The organism is Plantactinospora solaniradicis (assembly GCF_042658085.1).
GTDB classification, from domain to species: Bacteria; Actinomycetota; Actinomycetes; order Mycobacteriales; family Micromonosporaceae; genus Plantactinospora; species Plantactinospora solaniradicis.
Map to the genome: position 1 here is coordinate 148,089 of NZ_JBHSPR010000054.1, position 19,221 is coordinate 167,309.

13 protein-coding genes are annotated in these 19,221 nt (G+C 70.9%); 11 read left to right on the top strand and 2 right to left on the bottom strand.

The genetic code is table 11. The features are described 5' to 3' along the window. Window positions 1-14 precede the first annotated feature (14 nt). Window positions 15-3,800 (bottom strand): S8 family peptidase, encoded by a 3,786-nt coding sequence (locus ACFP2T_RS38430; protein ID WP_377431052.1) that lies wholly within the window; start codon window positions 3,798-3,800, stop codon window positions 15-17. Window positions 3,801-4,328: 528 nt separating this feature from the next. Between ACFP2T_RS38430 and ACFP2T_RS38435 the strand changes: the two genes are divergently transcribed. The 11 genes from ACFP2T_RS38435 to ACFP2T_RS38485 all read left to right on the top strand — a co-directional run bounded on the left by ACFP2T_RS38435 (window position 4,329) and on the right by ACFP2T_RS38485 (window position 18,071). Then, window positions 4,329-6,776, top strand: a complete 2,448-nt coding sequence (locus ACFP2T_RS38435; protein WP_377431054.1) for a M14 family metallopeptidase — start codon at window positions 4,329-4,331, stop codon at window positions 6,774-6,776. Between the two features lie 246 nt (window positions 6,777-7,022). Further along, window positions 7,023-7,289 carry a DUF6223 family protein gene (locus tag ACFP2T_RS38440; protein WP_377431057.1) on the top strand — a complete coding sequence of 89 codons (267 nt, stop codon included), beginning with the start codon at window positions 7,023-7,025 and terminating at the stop codon, window positions 7,287-7,289. A gap of 31 nt (window positions 7,290-7,320) precedes the next feature. Continuing rightward, window positions 7,321-7,983 (top strand): hypothetical protein, encoded by a 663-nt coding sequence (locus ACFP2T_RS38445; RefSeq protein ID WP_377431059.1) that lies wholly within the window; start codon window positions 7,321-7,323, stop codon window positions 7,981-7,983. A 649-nt stretch (window positions 7,984-8,632) separates the two neighbouring features. Beyond that, on the top strand, window positions 8,633-9,772 hold the full coding sequence (locus ACFP2T_RS38450; RefSeq protein WP_465264288.1) for an RCC1 domain-containing protein: 1,140 nt from the start codon (window positions 8,633-8,635) through the stop codon (window positions 9,770-9,772). A 189-nt stretch (window positions 9,773-9,961) separates the two neighbouring features. After that, window positions 9,962-12,130 (top strand): MMPL family transporter, encoded by a 2,169-nt coding sequence (locus ACFP2T_RS38455; protein ID WP_377431264.1) that lies wholly within the window; start codon window positions 9,962-9,964, stop codon window positions 12,128-12,130. Beyond that, window positions 12,130-12,828 carry a response regulator transcription factor gene (locus ACFP2T_RS38460; RefSeq protein WP_377431065.1) on the top strand — a complete coding sequence of 233 codons (699 nt, stop codon included), beginning with the start codon at window positions 12,130-12,132 and terminating at the stop codon, window positions 12,826-12,828. The genes ACFP2T_RS38455 and ACFP2T_RS38460 overlap by 1 nt, the downstream gene beginning before the upstream one ends. Next, window positions 12,825-13,673, top strand: coding sequence for a sensor histidine kinase (locus ACFP2T_RS38465; protein WP_377431067.1), 849 nt, complete (start codon window positions 12,825-12,827; stop codon window positions 13,671-13,673). The genes ACFP2T_RS38460 and ACFP2T_RS38465 overlap by 4 nt, the downstream gene beginning before the upstream one ends. 295 nt (window positions 13,674-13,968) lie before the next feature. Continuing rightward, window positions 13,969-14,559, top strand: a complete 591-nt coding sequence (locus ACFP2T_RS38470) for a lytic polysaccharide monooxygenase auxiliary activity family 9 protein (RefSeq protein WP_377431267.1) — start codon at window positions 13,969-13,971, stop codon at window positions 14,557-14,559. Window positions 14,560-15,002: 443 nt separating this feature from the next. Next, on the top strand, window positions 15,003-15,542 hold the full coding sequence (locus tag ACFP2T_RS38475) for a PadR family transcriptional regulator (RefSeq protein WP_377431069.1): 540 nt from the start codon (window positions 15,003-15,005) through the stop codon (window positions 15,540-15,542). Further along, window positions 15,539-16,291: an ABC transporter ATP-binding protein gene (locus ACFP2T_RS38480; RefSeq protein WP_377431072.1), complete on the top strand. Its 753-nt coding sequence runs from the start codon at window positions 15,539-15,541 to the stop codon at window positions 16,289-16,291. Before ACFP2T_RS38475 ends, ACFP2T_RS38480 begins: the two co-directional genes overlap by 4 nt. A 1-nt stretch (window position 16,292) precedes the next feature. Next, window positions 16,293-18,071 carry an FtsX-like permease family protein gene (locus ACFP2T_RS38485; protein WP_377431075.1) on the top strand — a complete coding sequence of 593 codons (1,779 nt, stop codon included), beginning with the start codon at window positions 16,293-16,295 and terminating at the stop codon, window positions 18,069-18,071. Window positions 18,072-18,191: 120 nt separating this feature from the next. Here ACFP2T_RS38485 and ACFP2T_RS38490 read toward each other — a convergent pair whose 3' ends face one another. Then, a complete protein-coding gene (locus ACFP2T_RS38490) occupies window positions 18,192-19,205 on the bottom strand; it encodes an alcohol dehydrogenase catalytic domain-containing protein (RefSeq protein ID WP_377431077.1) in 1,014 nt (337 codons plus the stop codon). Window positions 19,206-19,221 lie beyond the last annotated feature (16 nt).

Genomic DNA, 19,221 nt, shown 5'->3' on the forward strand with positions numbered 1-19,221 from the left:
CGCCCGGAACCCGCTCAGCGCAGGCCGTACGCCCGGATCACGGTCTGGGTGACCGCGCTGCCCGACCGGTCGGCGGCCCGGACCCGCAGCGACACCGTGCCCTTCCCGGCCGGAACGTCGGCCCGGAACGCGTTGCCGTGCCCGGTCACCCGGACCGACCTCCAGGTGGCGCCCTCGTCGAAGGACACCTGGGCGGTCAGGCTGATCCCCTTCGCGGTGGCGTGACCGTCCTGGTGCCGGACGGTCAGACCGACGGTGTGCTGCCGGCCGGTCGCCCGACCGGTCAGGTCCACCGGCGCGGTGTAGTCGACCTGCAACAGCGGCAGTGGCCGGGCGTCGTCCCCGGACCGCTGCCCGGAACGGAACTGCCACACCGTCTCGGTACGGGTGCCCCAGGTCCACTCCTCGCCACCGCGCTCGGTGTTCAGCACCAGCTGGTACCCGGCCTCGGGCCCGGTGGTGGTCACGTCCTGCCGGGCGTCGGGCAGCTCGGCCAGCAGCTTCCCGTCGCGCCACAGTTTGGCGCCCACTCCGAACGTCTCGCCGATCGTGTAGTGACCGTCGGCGTCGACGAACTCGGGTACCCGCAGCGCGAGGGTGTTCCCGGTCCGCGTGGAGACCAGCTCCGGTATCCCCCGTGGGGACGCCGGGCGGGTCACCGGGGCGAGCCAGGTCTCCTCGGCCCTACCGGCACCGTAGCTGGTTGGCCGCTCGGTCATCCCGGTCGCCAGTGCGCCGAAGTCGTTCCACGGCCACTCGTGGCTCACCCGGTGTTGCCAGACCGAGTCGCCCGAGGTCACCCACTCCTCGCGCTCCTTCGGCGTCGCCACGAACCGGGACGTGTCGTTCCATGAATATGTCTGCCAGGGGCGCCATCCGAACCTCTGCTCCTTCGCCCAGGGGAATCCGCCGTTGTCGGCGTACCGGGTGCTGATCCGTACCGAGTTGGCGGTGGTCACCCGATAGACGATCCGATCCGGGATCCGGTTCCGCTCCACGTGCTGCACGTCGTACTGGTAGGGGCTGGAGGTGGTGAGGGTGAGGTCCAGCGTCGCCCGGCCCCGGATCACGCGGGTGATGAGCCGCTGGCCGTCGTCGTTCGCCACCGCCAGCATCGGGATCGGTTCCCGGTCACCGGTGGGCTTCCACACCGTCCACGCCGACCAGTCCGCCGGGCGTACCATCAGGGTCACCGCCGCACCCGCCCTGGCCGCCGCCGCGGTCACCTCGCTCTCGCTCGGCGCGTCCTCCCCGCCCGGCTCGTTGGTCGACTCGATCAGCACCGCCGCGCCGCGCACCTTGGCCTCGGCCAGCTCGTCCGCAGTGCCCCGACCGGCGTAGACCAGCGGGAACCGACGGGTCCCGTCGTACGCCGGGGACTGCCCGGTCAGGTTGATGTCGAACGGACCGGACACCCCGGCGACCTCGGCGCGCACCATCGGCGCGACGAGCTGCCAACGGGACGAGAACTCGTACGTCCCACTGGTCAGCTTCCTGGTCGGGGTGACGTTGACCTGCTGGACCGTGCTGAAGTGCATGGTGCCGTGGCTGATCTGACGGCCGGCGCCGGTGACCCGGTGCACGTAGTAGCTCAGCACCGCCTGCTGCTCGGCCGGCTTGGGCGTCTCGATCCGGATCGGGGTGCCCTTCCGGGCGTCCAGCAGTACCTCGATGTCCCGGTCGACCCGCAGCTCGGGGTCGGTGATCAGGGTGGCCTGCTCGTCGAGCACGCCGCCGTCCTCGATCAGCGCGTGCAGCAGGTACGAGCCCTCGGCGACCTCGACGGTGCTGGTGGTCCCCGGGAACAGGAAGCCCAGGTGGTCCCAGCGGCTGCTGTCGCCCATCAGGGCGATGACCGGCACCGCCGCCGGCTGGCCGTCGCGACCGGCCGCGCGGAAGGTGACCTTGTGCCGGGGGCCGTCCAGGCTGACTCCCACCGCCGTGGTGGCGAGGATGCCGTCCGGACCGGTCGCGGTGATCCAGCCGCCGAACAGTCCCCGGTCCAGCCTGGTCAGGTCGACGGTGACCGGTACGTCCACCGAACCTCCGGCCGGCACGGTGACCGTGCCGGTGCCGGCCGTGACGGCGTCGGTCTCCGGCACCTCGGTGGCGACGTTCTCCAGCTCGACGGCCAGGGTGAGGGTGACCGGTGCCGGCCCGTCGTTGGTGTACGTGACCACCTTGCCGACCGGCACCGCCGCCGCGCCGGACCGGGCGGCCACCGAGGTGTCCGGGTCGGTGTGCAGGCCGAAGTCGACCTGACCGCTGGCGTACACCCGCTGGCCGACCGCCCGGGCGACGTCGATCCGGCCGGTGCCCTCGTCGAACACCGACAGGTCCGGGTTGGTCTGGGCGGTGCTGACCAGTACGTCCTTCAGCCGCGCCGCCGACCAGTCCGGGTGTGCCTGGGCCAGCAGTGCGGCGGCACCGGCCACATGCGGCGTGGCCATCGAGGTGCCGGACGCGGCGGTGTACCGGTCGTCCACCGGCGTGCCCATGGTGGTCCCGGCAGCGCGGGCGGCGACGATACCGACCCCCGGGGCGGTGACCTCCGGCTTCAGTCCCTCGTCCCCGAGCCGGGGGCCCCGGCTGGAGAAGTCGGCGAGCGACTCGTCCCGGTCCACCGCGCCGACGGTCAGCGCGGACGGAGCGGCGCCGGGCGAACCGACGGTGTAGTTCGCGCCCTCGTTGCCGGCGGCCACCACGAAGAGGGTGCCCGTCTCGGCGGTGATCCGGTCGAGCGCCTGGCTGAGCGGGTCGCTGCCGTCGGTCGGGCCGCCGCCGAGGCTCATGTTGACCACCGCCGCGCCCTGCTCGGCGGCCCACTCCATCCCGGCGATGATCCAGGAGTCGTAGCCGCTGCCGTCGTCGCCGAGCACCTTGCCGGCCAGCACGCTCGCGCCGGGCGCCACGCCCCTGCGGGTGCCGCCGGATCCGGCACCGGTGCCGGCCACGGTCGACGCGACGTGCGTACCGTGTCCATGGTGGTCGGTGGTGTCCGGGCTGCTGGTGAAGTTCCGCGCGGCCGTCACCTTGCCGGTGAGGTCCGGGTGGGTCTGGTCGACTCCGGTGTCCAGCACGGCGACCTTCACTCCGGCACCGTCGAAACCCGCCTGCCAGGCGGCCGGGGCGCCGATCTGGGCGACGCTGCGGTCCAGGACCGGGCGGACCCGGCCGTCCAACCAGATCGAACTGATCCCGGCGCCGAGCGCGGGGGCGCCGGAGCGGGCCGCGTCGGCCGGGCCGGCCGGGCTGACCGTCTGCCAGAAACCGGCCAGCGTGTCCTTTCCGGCCGTCAGCGCGGCGCCACCGATGCTGGTCAGCGGCCGGGCACTGGTCGTACCGGACAGGACGCGGGCCGGGTCGGCGCCGGGGTTCCGGTAGCGGACGATGAGCGGCAGGCTGGCCGTGTTGCCGTCCGCGTACCCGTCGGCGATCAGTTCCTCGACGTCGAACAGGTCGGCGTCCAGGGTGCCCGCCGAGACGTACGGCACGACGTCGCTGGGCAGCACCCGCAGCCCGCCGTCCACCTCGACGGTGTGGAAGGTGATCCGTTCCCGTCCGGCCGCCGGGCGGACCGACGCCGCGTACCGGCCGGCGCCGGCCGCCGAGACCTCGACGACGTCGCCCGTGATCAGGGTGACCCGCGACCCGGCGGCGCCCGCACCCAGCGCGGCCAGCGGCCGGACGACCTGGGCTACGGCGGACGGGGGCGCGGCCGTCGCCGGCGGCGGCCCGGCGGCGGTGAACGCGAGTACGGCGGCCAGAACGGCAGCGGTACGACGCAGCGGGTATGACATGGCGGGGCTCCTCCGACTTCCGCGACGACGCCGTCAACGGCGACAGTCGGAGTGTGTGGCCGGAACATTTCGCTGGTCATCAACCTGCCGTGCCGCAGAGGCGACATGGCGCCAATTGGACATCGTCCCGCCGCCGCGGATCAACCCGACGTTCGTCCGTCGCCATCCCTCGGTGATCGTCACGGCACGTACGGCGACCGGGGCTGGCCGGCCGGACCCGTCTGCCTGATGCGCGGCTGCGCGGCTGCGCGGCTGCACGCCTGGGCGGTGACGGCCGGGGGCGCGAGCGGGCATCCCTCGGGGCCGGAGCGGGACTCCGCCACCACCCGCTGACGGAGCGTGACCGCTCCACTGTGACCGGTGATTGACAGATCGATCACGGCGCCTTCAAGATTATTCCCGCCCGGGCAGTAGGCACCGACCGCCGCCGATCCAGGCGGCAATGCATCCTGCGTGCCATCCAGCGGTCCGTCGTACCCCCGACGGCCGATCCCGCAAGGGAGAACTGCGCAGAAAGGTTGCAACGCCATGTCAGATCTTCCTGCTCCCCGATGGCGACGCCGCGTCTTCCTCGCGGCATCGGTTGCCCTCGTCGGCGCGCTACTGGTCACTCCCGCTCCGGCGATCGCGACGAGCCCGAGTTCGCCGAGTTCCGGTTCCGGCGGGGATGTCGATCTCGGACGGCTCGCGGGTGAGGAGACCAGCGTCGTCGAGGTCCAACTCGCCGACAGCACCGAGTTGGACAAGCTGGTCGCCACCGGCGTCGACCTCGACCACCACGTGAGTCGCACCGAGAGCGGCATCGTGGTGCACGCCGTCGTCACCCCGAACGAGGTCGCCACGCTGCGGGCGAGCGGATACCGGCTGGGCGAGGTGCTCTTCACTCCCAGCGACTCGGAGCGGCGGATCGCGGAGCGCGAGGCGACCATCGCGGCCCACGTCGCGGAGAACGAGGCGCTCACCGACAACCAGGCCCGCCGGGGCACCCAGGCGACCTCCGACGTCAAGATCATTCGGGCCGACTACTACACCTCCGGCACCGACCAGGTGCTGTCGGTCGAGGCGAAGTGGGCGCAGGGGCAGACCGCCACCGACGCCCTCACCATCACCCGGGACAGCGGCCCCGGCACGCCGATGGGCTCCGGTGGCACCCAGACCATCTCGCGCTTCGTGGACGCCGGGGTGTACCTCTACCACCGTGGCGCGTCGACGGTGACCGCCCGGCCGAACTACATCCAGATCACGAGCCCGACCGGGGACGTGGCCGTGGCCAAGGTGAACCAGTGGCTGCCCATCCCGAAGGACAACCCGGAGGGGCCCGGCTACCAGAAGGACTTCGTCGCCAGCTACCTGACCCCGACCGAGCTGTACGACCGGATCCGGCAGCTCGCCGGGCAGTACCCGAAGCTGGCCGAGATCGTCGAGTTGCCGTACAAGACGAACGGCTACCGGCGTAAGGCGCAGGCGGTACTGGGCGACGCGAACGCGAGCCGGGTCGCGGTCGACTCCAAGGCCTGGGGACACCAGGGGGGCAACGACGTGTCCGTCGAGCTCGCCGATCCCGGCGCCGCCGACCGGGCGCTGTCGGTGAGCGTGACCGGCAGCACGATCCGGGTCAGCCTGGCCACCGACGCCGCCGGCGCGGTGACCAGCACCGCCGCGCAGGTCGTCGCGGCGCTGAACGCCACCGCCGGGTCGCTGGTCGTCGCGTACACCTATCGGGGCAGCGTCGGCGACGGCGTGGTCGCACCGGGCGCACCGACGCCGCTGACCGACGGCCTGAGCGCCCCGGCCAGCGTGTCGCGTGACCCGCATCCGGTGTACGCGATCCGGATCGGCAAGCACCGCAACACCTCGAAGCTGGGTGTCCTCGCGTACGCCCAGGAGCACGCCCGCGAGTGGGTACCACCACTGGTCACGATCGAGACCGCCGAGCGGCTGCTGCGCAACTACGGCCACGACCGCCGGACCAGGGATCTCCTGGACAACCTCGACATCTGGATCGCCCCGTCGATCAACCCCGACGGCGGCCACTACTCGTTCTACGACTTCAACTCGCAGCGCAAGAACATGACGAACCACTGCCCGCAGACCGGGTCGGCGGACGCCCTCGGCCGCAACTCCTGGGGCGTGGACAACAACCGCAACTACACCGAGTACAGCCTCTTCGACGGCTACTCGGGCGCGTCGTCGAGCTGCACCAGCGGCACCTACTCCGGACCCAGCGAGCTGTCGGAGCCGGAGAACAGGAACCTCAACTGGCTCGCCTCGCGGCCGAACATCAAGTTCTCGATGAACCTGCACTCCTCCGGCAACTACTTCATGTGGTCGCCGGGCGCGTACTCGACGCCGGACCGGATCTCGGCGCCCCGGCCGACCCTCGGCGAAGAGTCGTTCTTCTGGGGTGCCTCGTCACGGATCCTGACCTCGATCAAGCGGCACCGGAACATGGCGGTCACGCCGGCGCGTACCGGCCCGATCTCCGACGTGCTCTACTCGGCGGCGGGGAACTCCGGCGACATGCTCTGGTACAAGTACGGCATCTACGCCTGGAACTTCGAGGTCGGCACCTCGTTCCAGCCGGAGTGGGCGGAGGCGCACGACGAGACGATGGAGTTCGCCAACGGCCTCGTCGAGCTGATGCGGGTGGCGCGTGACTTCGACACCGATCGCAGGCGACCGGAGAGCGACCTGTCGGTGACCCGCAGCGCCACGCGCGGGATGGTGGACGTCAAGTTCGAGGTGAGCGAGCCGGCGGCGGTCTTCTACACGCTGGACGGCCGCAAGCCGACGTACTCGTCCACGCTCTACGGCTCGGCGGGCATCCGCGAGGGCGCGGAGACCCTGACCGTGCCCTACGGGACCAAGATCCACTGGTTCTCGGTGGACGCGGCCGGCAACGTCGAGAACAACTACCGTCCCGACGGTTGGGGCAAGAACTACCGCAAGGGCGTCGCCATCCCGCCGAGGCGGTGACGACCGCTCCGACCTGACAGTTCAGCGGCTGCGGCACCTTCGGGTGCCGCAGCCGCACCGTCTACAGCGCGGCTGCCTACCGCGCACGCAGTAGGTTCGCGGCGCCTGCGGCGGCTGCGGCAGTCGGGTGCCCCGACGGCGGCAGCGCGAACCGCATTCGTCGGCAGGACGCCCGGCGGTGCGCAGGGCGACATGATCGGACGACATCCACATCTCGGGAACGAGACGTACGGAAGAGGAGGGGACATGACCCCGTCACGAGCCCTGATGTCGGTCCGACCTGTACTTGCCATGGCCGGTGCTGCCACCATGAGTTCCGGACGACTCGGCGCCACCGTGGCCGCCGTACTGGGGCTGATCGGTGTGATCATCGGCGGGCTTGCCCTGGCCCGCCCCGCCAGCCGCCTCGGCACCGGCAACGGGCGAGGCGGGGCCTACGTGGCCCTGGTGGTGGGACTGGTCAGCATCGTCCTCGGTGGACTGGCCCTGACCCGCTCCCGCCGCACCGGCTGACCGCTCGACCCCGCGCCGGTATCGTCGCCGGATGTTCCTGATCGAGATCACGTCGACATCGGCCGTGGCCGGCGATCGAAACACCATCGGTGGATGGCCGATCCTGGATCCGGGCCAGCCTTGGCCGGTCTGCCGGTGCGGCACCAGGATGGCGCTCTTCTTCCAGCTCGATCTCCCGCCCGACGTCCCCACCTTTGGCGGCGACCACCTGCTGGCGTTCCAATGCCCACGGCACAACGAGGCATGCTTTCCGCCTCGGGAGAAGCAACTCCCGCCGCTGTACTGGAACCAACCGCCACCCCCGAACGAGATGTCGTTCTGGCGAATCCTGCGGCAAGGCGCCGGGGTCACGGCCGCCACAGCCGACCCCTACCTGCAGCCGCTCCGGCTGATGCTCGAGCGTGCCGAGGAGGCCGGCGACAGGAATGGCAACGGTACCTTCGCGTTCAAGGTGGGCGGGCTGCCGGCATGGCTCCAGGGGCCCGAGCACTACCGGTGCGCCTGTGGCTCCGAACTGGCGTTCCTTGGCCAGGTTCCGGAGAACCTCGGCTTCCCGAAGCAACCCGAGGCAGCGGAGCAGATCGACTCGTTCAGCGCCAACGAGTACTGCATGTTTCTGGGCAACGAGATCTACCTCCTGGCCTGCCCGGCCCGATGCGATCCGGCGGCGGTGTGGCCGGTGAACCAAAACTGAGCCGCTACTCGGCCGGTGGGATCTCGTGGAGGTTCGGCATACGTATGATGGGCGCCTTCCGGGCGACTCCCAGGAGCCTTGCCGGTGCGAGATTCAACCGAGCGCCTTTGCATTCCGAAAGCTCGAAGCTCGTGTCCACACCGTCAAACACGGCGTGGCTGAAATGGAACTCGTCGACAAGGACGCCGGGATTCACGAACCAGATATTCCCGCCACCGATCAAGGCTCGAAAGAATAGAACAAGCGCTTCGGAGCACGCGGTTGCATCGGCAGGCCGACACACTTTTCTGGCCCAGTAGGATCAACCCCGGGAGCGCAGCGCGCTTCTCCTGCCGCAGGGAGCGCGGCCGTGCCGGCGCTCCCGTCACTACCGGTAGCCGCCGATGGCCGCACGTCCAGGTGCGAGCTCGTCCGTACGTGCCGACTCATCCGCCGGGTTTCACATTGCCTCTAGTCAATGTCAAAGATCGATGCTACTAATTGGTGAGGTCGCTGGCGACCTACCAGGGCAATGCCGCCTCCACCGTTAGGCATCGACGTCATTTGGGGAGAAAAGTACATGGAAGGTCAGGACGGTTGGCTGCGGGCTCGATGGCGGCGTTCAACGAGAAGCATCCTCGCCACGGCGGCGACATCCACCGGAATCGCCGTGCTCACCGTTGGACTCACGGTCGGCACGGCTGCCGCAGGCGTCAGTCCCGCTGAACGCGGCTCGCTGAACACCTCGTTCGCCGCCCCGGCGGTCTCCAGCATCGCCGCGGGTAACGCACACACCTGTGCGATCGGTACCGACGGAACACTCTGGTGCTGGGGCAACAACTACCGCGGCCAGCTTGGTGACGGCACCACCACGAACCGGAACACCCCGGTGCGGATCGGCAACGCCACCACCTGGGCCAGGATCGATGCTGGCGCCAGTTCCACCTGTGCGGTACAGACGGACGGAACACTGTGGTGCTGGGGCCGCAACTCCAGCAGCCAGCTCGGCGACGGCACCACCACGAACCGGAACACCCCGGTGCGGATCGGCAACGCCACCACCTGGGCCAGTGTCAGTGCCGCCGACAGTCACACCTGCGCCGTCCGGACCGACGGCACCCTGTGGTGCTGGGGCCTGAACCGTAACGGGCAGTTGGGTGTCGGTGCCTCTGTCTACACCGCGACCACCCCGGTACAGGTTGACACGGCGACCAACTGGGCAAGTGTCACGACCGGCTTCGCGCATACCTGCGCCATCCGCACCAACGCCACCCTGTGGTGCTGGGGTGACAGTTCGAATGGACAGCTCGGTCTCGGCATCCAGAGCTACCGAACAACTCCGGCGCAGGTCGGCACCGCGACCACGTGGACCGGCGTGACAACGGGGTACGCCCACACCTGCGCGGTCCGCGCCGACGGGACGCTGTGGTGCTGGGGTGAGAACGGGTACGGACAGCTGGGCGTCGTCGCGAGATTCCAGACCGCACCGGTTCAGGTTGCCGGCACCGGCTGGAGCAGGGTCAACGCGGGCGACGACTCGTCGTGTGCGGCCCGCACCGACGGCAGCCTGTGGTGCTGGGGCAACAACACGGGAGGACAGCTGGGCGACGGCACCACCACCCACCGGTACGCCCCCACCAGGGTCGGCACCGCCACCGCCTGGACCAACGGCTTTGCCGTCACCTATCACAGCTGCGCGGTCCGCACCGACAGCAGCCTCTGGTGCTGGGGCAGCAACACGTTGGGACAGCTGGGCGACGGCACCACCACCCAGCGGTCGACCCCGGCGCAGGTGACTCTTCCGGGCTGATCAGGGTGTGCCCGTGCCGGCCTGGGTAGGGCGGCACGGGCACACGCCGGCCCGGGCGGTCGTCGAGCGCTCCGAGGGAGCGCCAGGGATCGATCGTCAGGCAACCGTCAGGTTCGCGGACGCCGGGTCGTCAGGCACGGGCGGTGTGATGAGGCTCCCTTGATCCAAGACCGCTGGGAGTTCGTCGTCATGGCCGCATTGCTCTACCGGCTCGGTGTCTGGACCTGTCGGCACCGTCGGACCGTTCTGGTGGCGTGGCTGGCCGTCCTCGTCGCCGCCGGGACGCTCGCCGCCACCGCCGGCGGCTCGTACTCCGACGACTTCACGATCCCCGGCTCCCGCGCCCAGCAGACCCTGGACACCGTCGCCGAGCAGTTCCCCGCCTCGTCGGGTGCCTCCGCGCAGGTGGTGCTCGTCGCGCCCGCCGGCCACGAGGTGGCCGAGCACAAGGCCGTCATCGCGCAGAGCCTCGCCGCCGCCGCGAAGGCGCCGCAGGTGGCCGGGGTGGTGGACCCGTTCACCGCGAAGACGGTCTCGCCGGACGGTCGGGTGGCACTGGCCTACGTGGACTACGACGAAGACCGCGCGCACCTGGCGGACGGCTCCCTCCAAGCGCTGGAGGAGGTGTTCCGGCCGGCCCGCGAGGCGGGGCTGCGGGTGGAGGTCGGCGGGTCGGCGTACGGCGACAGCTCCGGTGAGAGTGGCCACGGCGCCGAGGCTGCGGGATTGCTGATCGCGTTGGTCGTCCTCGTCATCACGTTCGGTTCCCTGGTGGCGGCCGGGCTGCCTCTGCTCACCGCGCTGCTCGGGGTGGGCGCCACCGTCACCGGCCTGGCCACGGTCGCGGGCACGCTGACCCTGCCGACGACCGCGCCGGCCCTGGCCCTCATGCTGGGGCTGGCGGTCGGCATCGACTATGCGCTGTTCATCGTCGCGCGACACCGGTCACAGTTGGCGTCCGGCATGCCCGTGGCCGAGTCCGCGGCCCGCGCGATCGGCACGGCCGGCACCGCCGTGGTGTTCGCCGGCCTCACCGTGGTCATCGCGCTGGCCGGGCTGACCGTCGTCCGGATCCCCTTTCTGACCGCGATGGGACTGGCCGCGGCGGCCGCCGTGATCGTCGCGGTGCTGGTGGCGGTCACCCTGATCCCGGCTGTGCTGGGCTTCGCCGGGCACCGGCTACGCCCGAAGCCCGGCTCGCGGGCCGTCCGGCGCGAGGCCGGGGACGGCCAACGCACCATGGGCGCGCGCTGGGTGCGGCTGGTCACCCGCCGGCCGCTGGTCACGACGCTCGCTGTCGTCGCGGCGCTGGGCGTCATGGCCGTACCGGCGGCGGGGTTGCGGCTCGCGCTCACCGACCACGGTTCCGCTCCGGCGGCCAGCACCCAGCGGCAGGCGTACGACCTGACGGCCGCCGCGTTCGGACCGGGCTTCAACGGCCCGCTGCTGGTCCTGGCCGACCTGCGCAACGAAGCCGACAAACCGGCCGCCGCCACGGCACTGGCCGGAAGGCTCGGCGCGGTGGACGGGGTGACCGCCACCGGATCCCCGCAACTGTCCACGGACGGCCGGTACGCGCTGCTGACCGTGATCCCGGAGACCGGGCCGCAGGACGAACGTACCGAACAGCTGGTCGCCGACCTCGAGGCCGAGGGCGGGGCATCCGTGGGGGTCACCGGGGTGACCGCCTTCGGCATCGACATCTCCGAGCTGCTGAGTGCTTCGCTCGTACCCTTCGCCCTGGTCGTCGTGGGTCTGGCCGTTCTACTGTTGATGGTGGCCTTCCGGTCGCTGGTGGTGCCGCTGAAGGCGACGCTGGGCTTCCTGCTGTCGGTCGGCGCGACGCTGGGCGCGGTGGTCGCGGTGTTCCAGTGGGGCTGGCTCGCCGATCTGATCGGGGTCTCGCGCACCGGACCGGTGATCAGCTTCATGCCGATCATCCTCATGGCGGTGCTGTTCGGCCTGGCGATGGACTACGAGGTCTTCCTGGTCAGCCGGATGCACGAGGAGTACGCCCGCAGCGGCGACCCGCAACGCGCGGTCATCCGGGGATTCCGGGCCTCGGCACGCGTGGTCGCGGCGGCTGCCCTGATCATGATCTCGGTCTTCGCGAGCTTCATCCCGAACGGCGACGCCACGCTGAAGCCCATCGCCTTTGCGCTCGCGGTGGGCGTCCTGCTGGATGCGTTCCTGATCCGGATGACGCTCGTGCCGGCGGTGCTGGCGCTGACCCGACACGGCGCCTGGTGGCTGCCACGGTGGCTCGACCGGATGCTGCCGAACCTGGACGTGGAGGGCGCGCAGCTCAGCCGGCCCACGCACGAGGAGCACGCTCCCGTTCCCGTCAGGATGGTGTGATGGGGGTCGTGGACAGCATTCTGGTGGTGGACGACGACCCGGGCCTGCGGGAGCTGCTGTTGTCCGCGCTGCGGTTCGCGGGGTTCGAGGTCGAGGCGGTCGGCGACGTACCGGCGGCGCTGGCCGCGATCGGGGCGCGCGCGCCCGACGCGATCGTGCTGGACGTGATGCTGCCCGGCACGGACGGCTTCGACCTGCTGCACCTGCTGCGCTCGCGGGGTGTCCACGTGCCGGTGATGTTCCTGACCGCCCGTGACGAGGTGGACGACCGGGTGCGCGGGCTGCGCCTGGGCGGCGACGACTACCTCACCAAGCCGTTCAACGTGGTGGAGGTGGCCGCGCGGCTGGAGGCGCTGCTGCGGCGTTCCCGCCGCGTGCCGCCGTCGGTGCCGGAGGGAGTGCTGCGCTGCGACGACCTGGAGATGGACGAGGCCCGGCATGTGGTGACCCGGGGCGGGCGCCCGGTCGAGCTCTCCCCCACCGAGTTCCGGCTGCTGCGCTACCTGCTGGCCAACACCGGGCGGGTGGTCTCCAAGGCGCAGATCCTGGACCACGTCTGGCAGTACGACTTCGGCGGCGACGCCGCCGTGGTCGAGCGTTTCGTCTCCAACCTGCGTCGCAAGATCGACTTTGGCGGGCCGTCGCTGATCCACACCGTGCGGGGGTTCGGGTACAGCCTGCGGCCGGTGCGGCAGTGAAGCGGTCCTCCCGGTGGCGGACGATCCTCATCCTGCTGCTAGCCGGCCCGGAAGCCGCCGCGGTCGCCGCCGCGGTTCAGAAGGCGTTCGACGCCCAGCGGCGGGCCGAGGACCGGCTGCGCAGCTTCGTCGCCGACGCCAGCCATGAGCTGCGTACGCCACTGGCGACCATGCACGGCTGGATCGACCTGTACGTCCAGGGTGGACTGAGCGACCCCGACCAGCTCGACCACGCCATGGAACGGATGCAGGCCGAGGTGGGCCGGATGCGGCTGCTCGTCGACGAGCTGGCGCTGCTGGCGCACCTCGACGCGGCCCGGCCGCTGAACCGCGGGCCGGTGGACGTGGTGGCGCTGGCCGGCGAGGTGGTGGACGACGCCCGGGTGGTCAGCGCCGACCGAGCCATCGCCCTGCGAGGGGTGGCGGAAGCGGTCGTCGACGGGGACGGCCCGCGCATCCAGCAGGTGCTGCGCAACCTCGTCGGCAACGCGGTGCAGCACACCCGGCCCGGCACGCCGGTCACGGTTACCGTCGGCTCCCAGGACGGGGACGTGCTGGTCGCGGTACGCGACGAGGGTGACGGGATCGCACCGGAGCATCTGCCGCACGTGTTCGAGCGCTTCTACCGCGCCGACGCCAGCCGTAGCCGCGACAGCGGCGGTTCGTCGGGTCTGGGTCTGGCCATCGTGGAGGCGATCGTGACCGCGCACGGCGGCACGGTCGGGGTCACGTCGGCCCCCGGGCTGGGCACCACCGTCCGGGTCACCTTTCCGGCGGTCGCCCGTGACGGACCAGACAGCCCTGGTAGGCCGGCACGACCAGCCTCGCCCGGTCCCGCGCGCTGAGTTCGGTCACCGCCCGACACACCGTCACCGGTCCAGCCCTCGATCCCGGCCTTTCCGTCCGGCACCCGCGCTCCGCGACGACTCCGGCCAACTCGACACACACTGACATCAATCAGAAACATTGTTGAGATTTATATCTGTCAATGCAATACTTCTGGAAGCGCTCCCACACTGATCTTCAGCCTCGAAGAACGGAGGATGTTCCATGCCTTCACGCAAGCCCGATCAATCCGGTGGGCGATCCCGGTCAGCCGTCCGCCAGCCCCTTCGAGTGCTTGCCTTGGTGCTCACCATGATGGTCGGCATACTGCCGTGGGCCGGCGTAGCCCAAGCCCACGGGACCATCATCAACCCAAGGTCTCGTGCCTACCAGTGTTGGCAAGACTGGGGCAACAACCACACGAACCCCGCCATGCAGCAACAGGACCCCATGTGTTACCAGGCATTCCAGGCCAACCCGGACACCATGTGGAACTGGATGAGCGCGCTGCGTGACGGCCTCGGCGGGCAGTTCCAGGCCCGTACCCCCGACGGACAGCTGTGCAGCAACGGCCTCTCCAGGAACAACAGCGTGAACACGCCTGGGGCGTGGCGGAGGACCAACGTCGGCCGCAGCTTCACGGTCCAGCTGTACGACCAGGCCAGCCACGGTGCTGACTACTTCCGGGTCTACGTCACCAAGCAGGGGTTCAACCCGGCCACCCAGCGCCTCGGTTGGGGAAACCTCGACTTGATCACGACGACCGGGCGGTACGCGCCGGCGCAGAACATCTCGTTCAACGTCTCGACCTCCGGGCGCACCGGAGCGCACATCCTCTTCGTGATCTGGCAGGCATCGCACCTCGACCAGGCCTACATGTGGTGCAGCGACATCAACATCTCCTGATCACAAGATCCACAACCGCGGCACCACTCCGGCCCAGGACGCCAATGTCCTGGGCCGGAGTGTTCCACCGGAACGCTGTCCGGCGAGTCCCCCGGGCGGCCGGATCACCCGACGGCCCCCCGGGGCGCTGCCGCCAGACATCCCGCGCGACCTCGTTGCGTTCATCCCCGACCGGCGTGACCACCACCCGCCGGCTGCCCAATGACGGCAGCCTGGCGCCGGCAGCCGGGGTACGGATCGGTCGATGTGCGCGCACGTCGGTCCCGGCAGCACGACGCCGATGAGCAGGGCCGGACCGGCCGAACCGCCTCCAGCACATCCGCCCAGCACACCACTTCGCGGTAGGTAGCCCACCCTGCCCTGCCCTGCTCCACGCCCTCCGTCGATTTGACATCGCTATGGATAGCGGTTATCTAATAACGATCTACGGAGGGTGGGCCCGGGTGCAGGATGTGGTGCTGGCCATGCTGGCCAAGGAGCCGGCGTACGGATACGAGCTGCGCAGCCGGATGCGTGGCGCACTCGGCCCGCTCGGCGAGGCGATGAACGCGGGGCAGATCTACGTGACGCTGGCCCGGCTGGCCAAGGCAGGGCTGGTGACCTCGCAGCACGCCGAGGGACTGCCGGACCGGCCCGACCGCCGGGTCTACGCGTTGACCCCGGCCGGGCAGCAGCGGGTCGCCACCTGGCTGGCCGAGGTGAGCTGGCCGAAGCCGGACCTCAGCGAGTTCCATCTCAAGCTGGTGGCCGCCTCGGCCGCCCGGCTGGCCGACCCGGTTGACCTGGTCGACGCGCAGCGGCGCGAGCTGCTGCGTCGGCTGCGGGACGCCCAGCGGGCTGCGTTGGAGCGATCGGTGGATCCGGTCGTCGGGTTGTTGTTGGAGGGGGTCGTGCTGCGGCTCCGGGCCGACCTGGAGTGGCTGGAGGCGTGCGAGCGCATGTGGACCGAACGCGACCGGACCGAACGGAAGGCGGGGGCATGACCGGATCGGCGCTGCTACGGACACGCGGGGTGAGCAGGCGGTACGGCCGGGGAAGCGCACTGGTCCGCGCGGTCGACGAGATCGACCTGGCGGTGCCCGCGGGGCAGACGCTGGCGATCATGGGTCCCAGTGGCTGCGGGAAGTCGACCCTGTTGCACCTGCTCGGCGGGCTGCAACGCCCCACCGACGGCGAGATCTGGCTGGCCGGGCACCGGATCGACGAGATGAGCGAGCGGGCCCTGGCCCGGCTGCGGCGCCACCACATCGGCTTCGTCTTCCAGTCGTTCCACCTCATGGACGAACTCACCGCGGTGGAGAACGTCGAGCTGGCCGCGTTGCTGGCCGGGCAGCCTCCCCGCCGAGCCCGGCAACGTGCCCTGCACCTGCTCGACCGGGTCGGGCTCGCCGACCGCGCCAAGCACCTGCCGTCGGCACTGTCCGGCGGCCAGCGTCAGCGGGTCGCCCTCGCCCGCGCGTTGAGCAACGAGCCGCTGGTCGTGCTCGCCGACGAACCGACCGGGAACCTGGACAGCGCGGCCACCCTGGAGGTTCTGCGGCTGTTCGAGGAACTGCGTACGGCGGGGCAGACGCTGGTGGTGGTCACCCACGACGCGCGCATCGCCGCGGTCGCCGACCGGGTGATCTCCATGCGTGACGGGTCGTTCGCCGACGACAGCCAGCTCACCGGCAGCGGCAGCGGCAGCGGCAGCGGCAGCGGCAGCGGCACGGTCTACGGCGGGTGGCGCTGAGATGGTCGGCCGTCTGCTACTCGTGTGTCGGCTGCTGGTGCGGGACCTGCGCCGGCGGCGCACCGAGACCGTACTGCTGGTGCTCGCCATCAGCGCCGCGACCGGCACGCTGACCCTCGGTTCCGCCCTCGACGGGGCTCTCGCCCGTCCGTACGAGCGGACCCGGGCCGCGACCTCGGGCCCCGACGTGGTGGCAACGCCGGGAGCGACGGGCCCGGAGGCTCTGGCAGCCCTCGCGCCGCTGGCCACCGCGCCCGGCGTCACCGCACACAGCGGTCCGTACCCGATCGCCTATCTGATGCTGAGCGCCCGCGGCAAGACCGTGCAGGCGGTCGTTCAGGGCCGGGACAACTCCCCGGCGGCGCTCGACCGGCCCGCGGTGACCGACGGCACCTGGGTACGCCCCGGCGGCGTGGTCATCGAACCCACCTTCGCCAACGCCCTCGGCGTACGCACCGGCGACACCGTCGACATCAACGGCCACCCGCTGCGGGTGGTCGGGACCGCGGTCACCGCCGCCCGAGCCGTCTACCCGAACGCCGACTGGCGCTACAGTCCGGGCAGCCCCCTGGTCCAGCTCGCCGGCCTGGTCTGGGTCGACAGTAGCCAGATCGGCGCGCTGGCCGGCGCAGAGCCACTGTCGTACACCCTGAACCTGAGATACGCCGACCCGCAGGTCAGCACCTCGTTCCTCCACATGGGCCGAGGCGGGATCGAATACACGAGCTGGACGGCCATCGCCGAGTCAAGTGGCAGGCTCGTCAAACGCGCGCACGAGGCCCTGATCATCGGCAACTGGCTGCTCACCGCCCTCGCGGTGGCCAGCGTCGCCAGCATCGTCGCCGGCCGCGTCGCCGAACAGCGCCGCCGGGTGGGGCTGCTCAAGGCCGTCGGCGCCGGAGCAGTCATGGTCGCCGCCGTCCACCTCGCCGAATACCTCGTCATCGGGCTCGCCGCCGCCGGCACCGGCCTGGCCGCCGGCTGGCTCGCCGCGCCCGCGCTGACCAACCCCGGCGCCGGGCTCCTCGGCTCCGTCGGCGTTCACCCGCCCGCGCTACGCACCGTGGCCGCCGCCATCGCCCTCGCCCTCGCCATCGCCGCCGCGGCGACCCTGGTACCCGTGGTACGCGCCGCCACCACCGACACCATCCACGCCCTCGCCGACGCCGCCACACCACCGCGCCGCCGCCGGTGGCGAGTCTGGCTGTCCCGCCGGCTGCCCACCGCCCTGCTGATCGGGGTGCGGATCAACGCCCGCCGACCCCGCCGCGCCCGGCTCGTCATGGTGAACACCCTGATCACCATGGCCGCGCTCGCCGGCGTGCTGATGTTCCAGGCGCAGGAACAGCAGGTGAAGCTCGGCGTTTCGGAATTGTCCAGCCCCAGCAGCACGCGAGCCCTTCAGGCCGTGCTCCTCGTCGCCCCCGTGGTGGGCGTCCTCGCGCTCATCAACGCCATCGTGAGCACCTGGACCGCGATCCTCGACGCCCGGCATCCCCTGGCCGTCGCCCGCACACTCGGCGCCACCCCCGCACAGACAACCGTGGGGATGGCGGTGGCGCAGCTACTTCCCGCGATCCCCGGCGTCGCTCTCGGGATTCCGACCGGCATCGTGCTGTGCCTGATCCCCATCAACGGTGACGTCCGGTACCCACCCGATTCGTGGTGGCTCGCCGCCTCGCTCGGAGTCCTCCTCGTCATCACCACACTCACCGCCATCCCCGCCATGATCGCCACCCGGCGTCCCGTCGCGGACACGCTCCAGTCCACCCCGACCTGACCGGCCGCCGACGGCCTAAACCCGGCCCAGCGACACTGGGCGGACGTGGCGCACCCGCCGAACAGCGGACGCGTCGGCTGACGCCGTCGGCGGCACGACGCCCTGGTCCGCCGACGGCGGTCAGCCGAAGGTGATGACCGACCGCTTGCCGGAGCCGCCCTTGGCCATGTTGCCGAGCACCGCGTTGACGTCACGCAGGCCGATCGGGGTGATCTCGGGCAGGATGCCGTGCGCTGCCGAGAACGCGAGGGTGTCGCGGAGGTCGTGCGGGGAGCCGGACGGGTTGACCATGGCATGCAGCCGGTTGAGGACCATCGGCTGGGTGGGCAGGGTCAGCGGCTCCAGGCCGTAGCCGCACAGCACGAGCCAGCCGTCGGGTGCCAGGCCGGTTAGGGTCGCCGCGGCGGCCGAGGTGGACGGGGTGGCGTTGATGATCAGGTTCGCGCCGCAGCCGTCCCAGGTCCTGAGGGCCTCGGCCGGGTCGGTGTCCTGGGTGGCGATGAACCGCTCGGCGCCCATCTGTCTCGCCGCTGCCTCGCTCCGGTTGGACCGGCCGATGACGGCCACCCGGGCTCCCATGGCGACGGCGTAGCGGATCGCCAGCGCGCCGACACCGCCGGTGCCGATGACGGCGACGCGTGAGGTGGCGGTGATCCCGCCCTGGCGCAGGCTGTTGAAGGCGGTCAGGCCCGCGCACATCAGCGGGGCCGCGGCGATCGGGTCGAGCGCTGCCGGCAGTGGGGTCACGAAGTCAGCCTTGAGGACCGCGTATTCGGCGTAACCGCCGTCCATCATGATGCCCGTGATGCGCTTTCGGGGGCAGAGGATCTGCTCGCCCCGTACGCAGTAGTCGCAGTGGCGGCAGGAGTCGCCGAGGAACTGGGCGCCCACGGACGTGCCGACCTCCGGCCACGACACGCCGGGGCCGGTAGCAGTCACCACGCCGGTGATCTCGTGGCCGGGGACGATCGGGAATCGGGCGATGGGCCAGTGGCCTTGGAGCAGGTCCAGGTCCGTGTAGCAGATTCCGCAGGCGGTGATCTTGACGAGGACCTCGCCCTGCCCGGGTTCGGGCACCTCGCGTTCGCTGAACGTGAGCGGCTCGTCGACCGCGGTGGCAATGGCCGTGAGCATGACTGGACCCCAATTC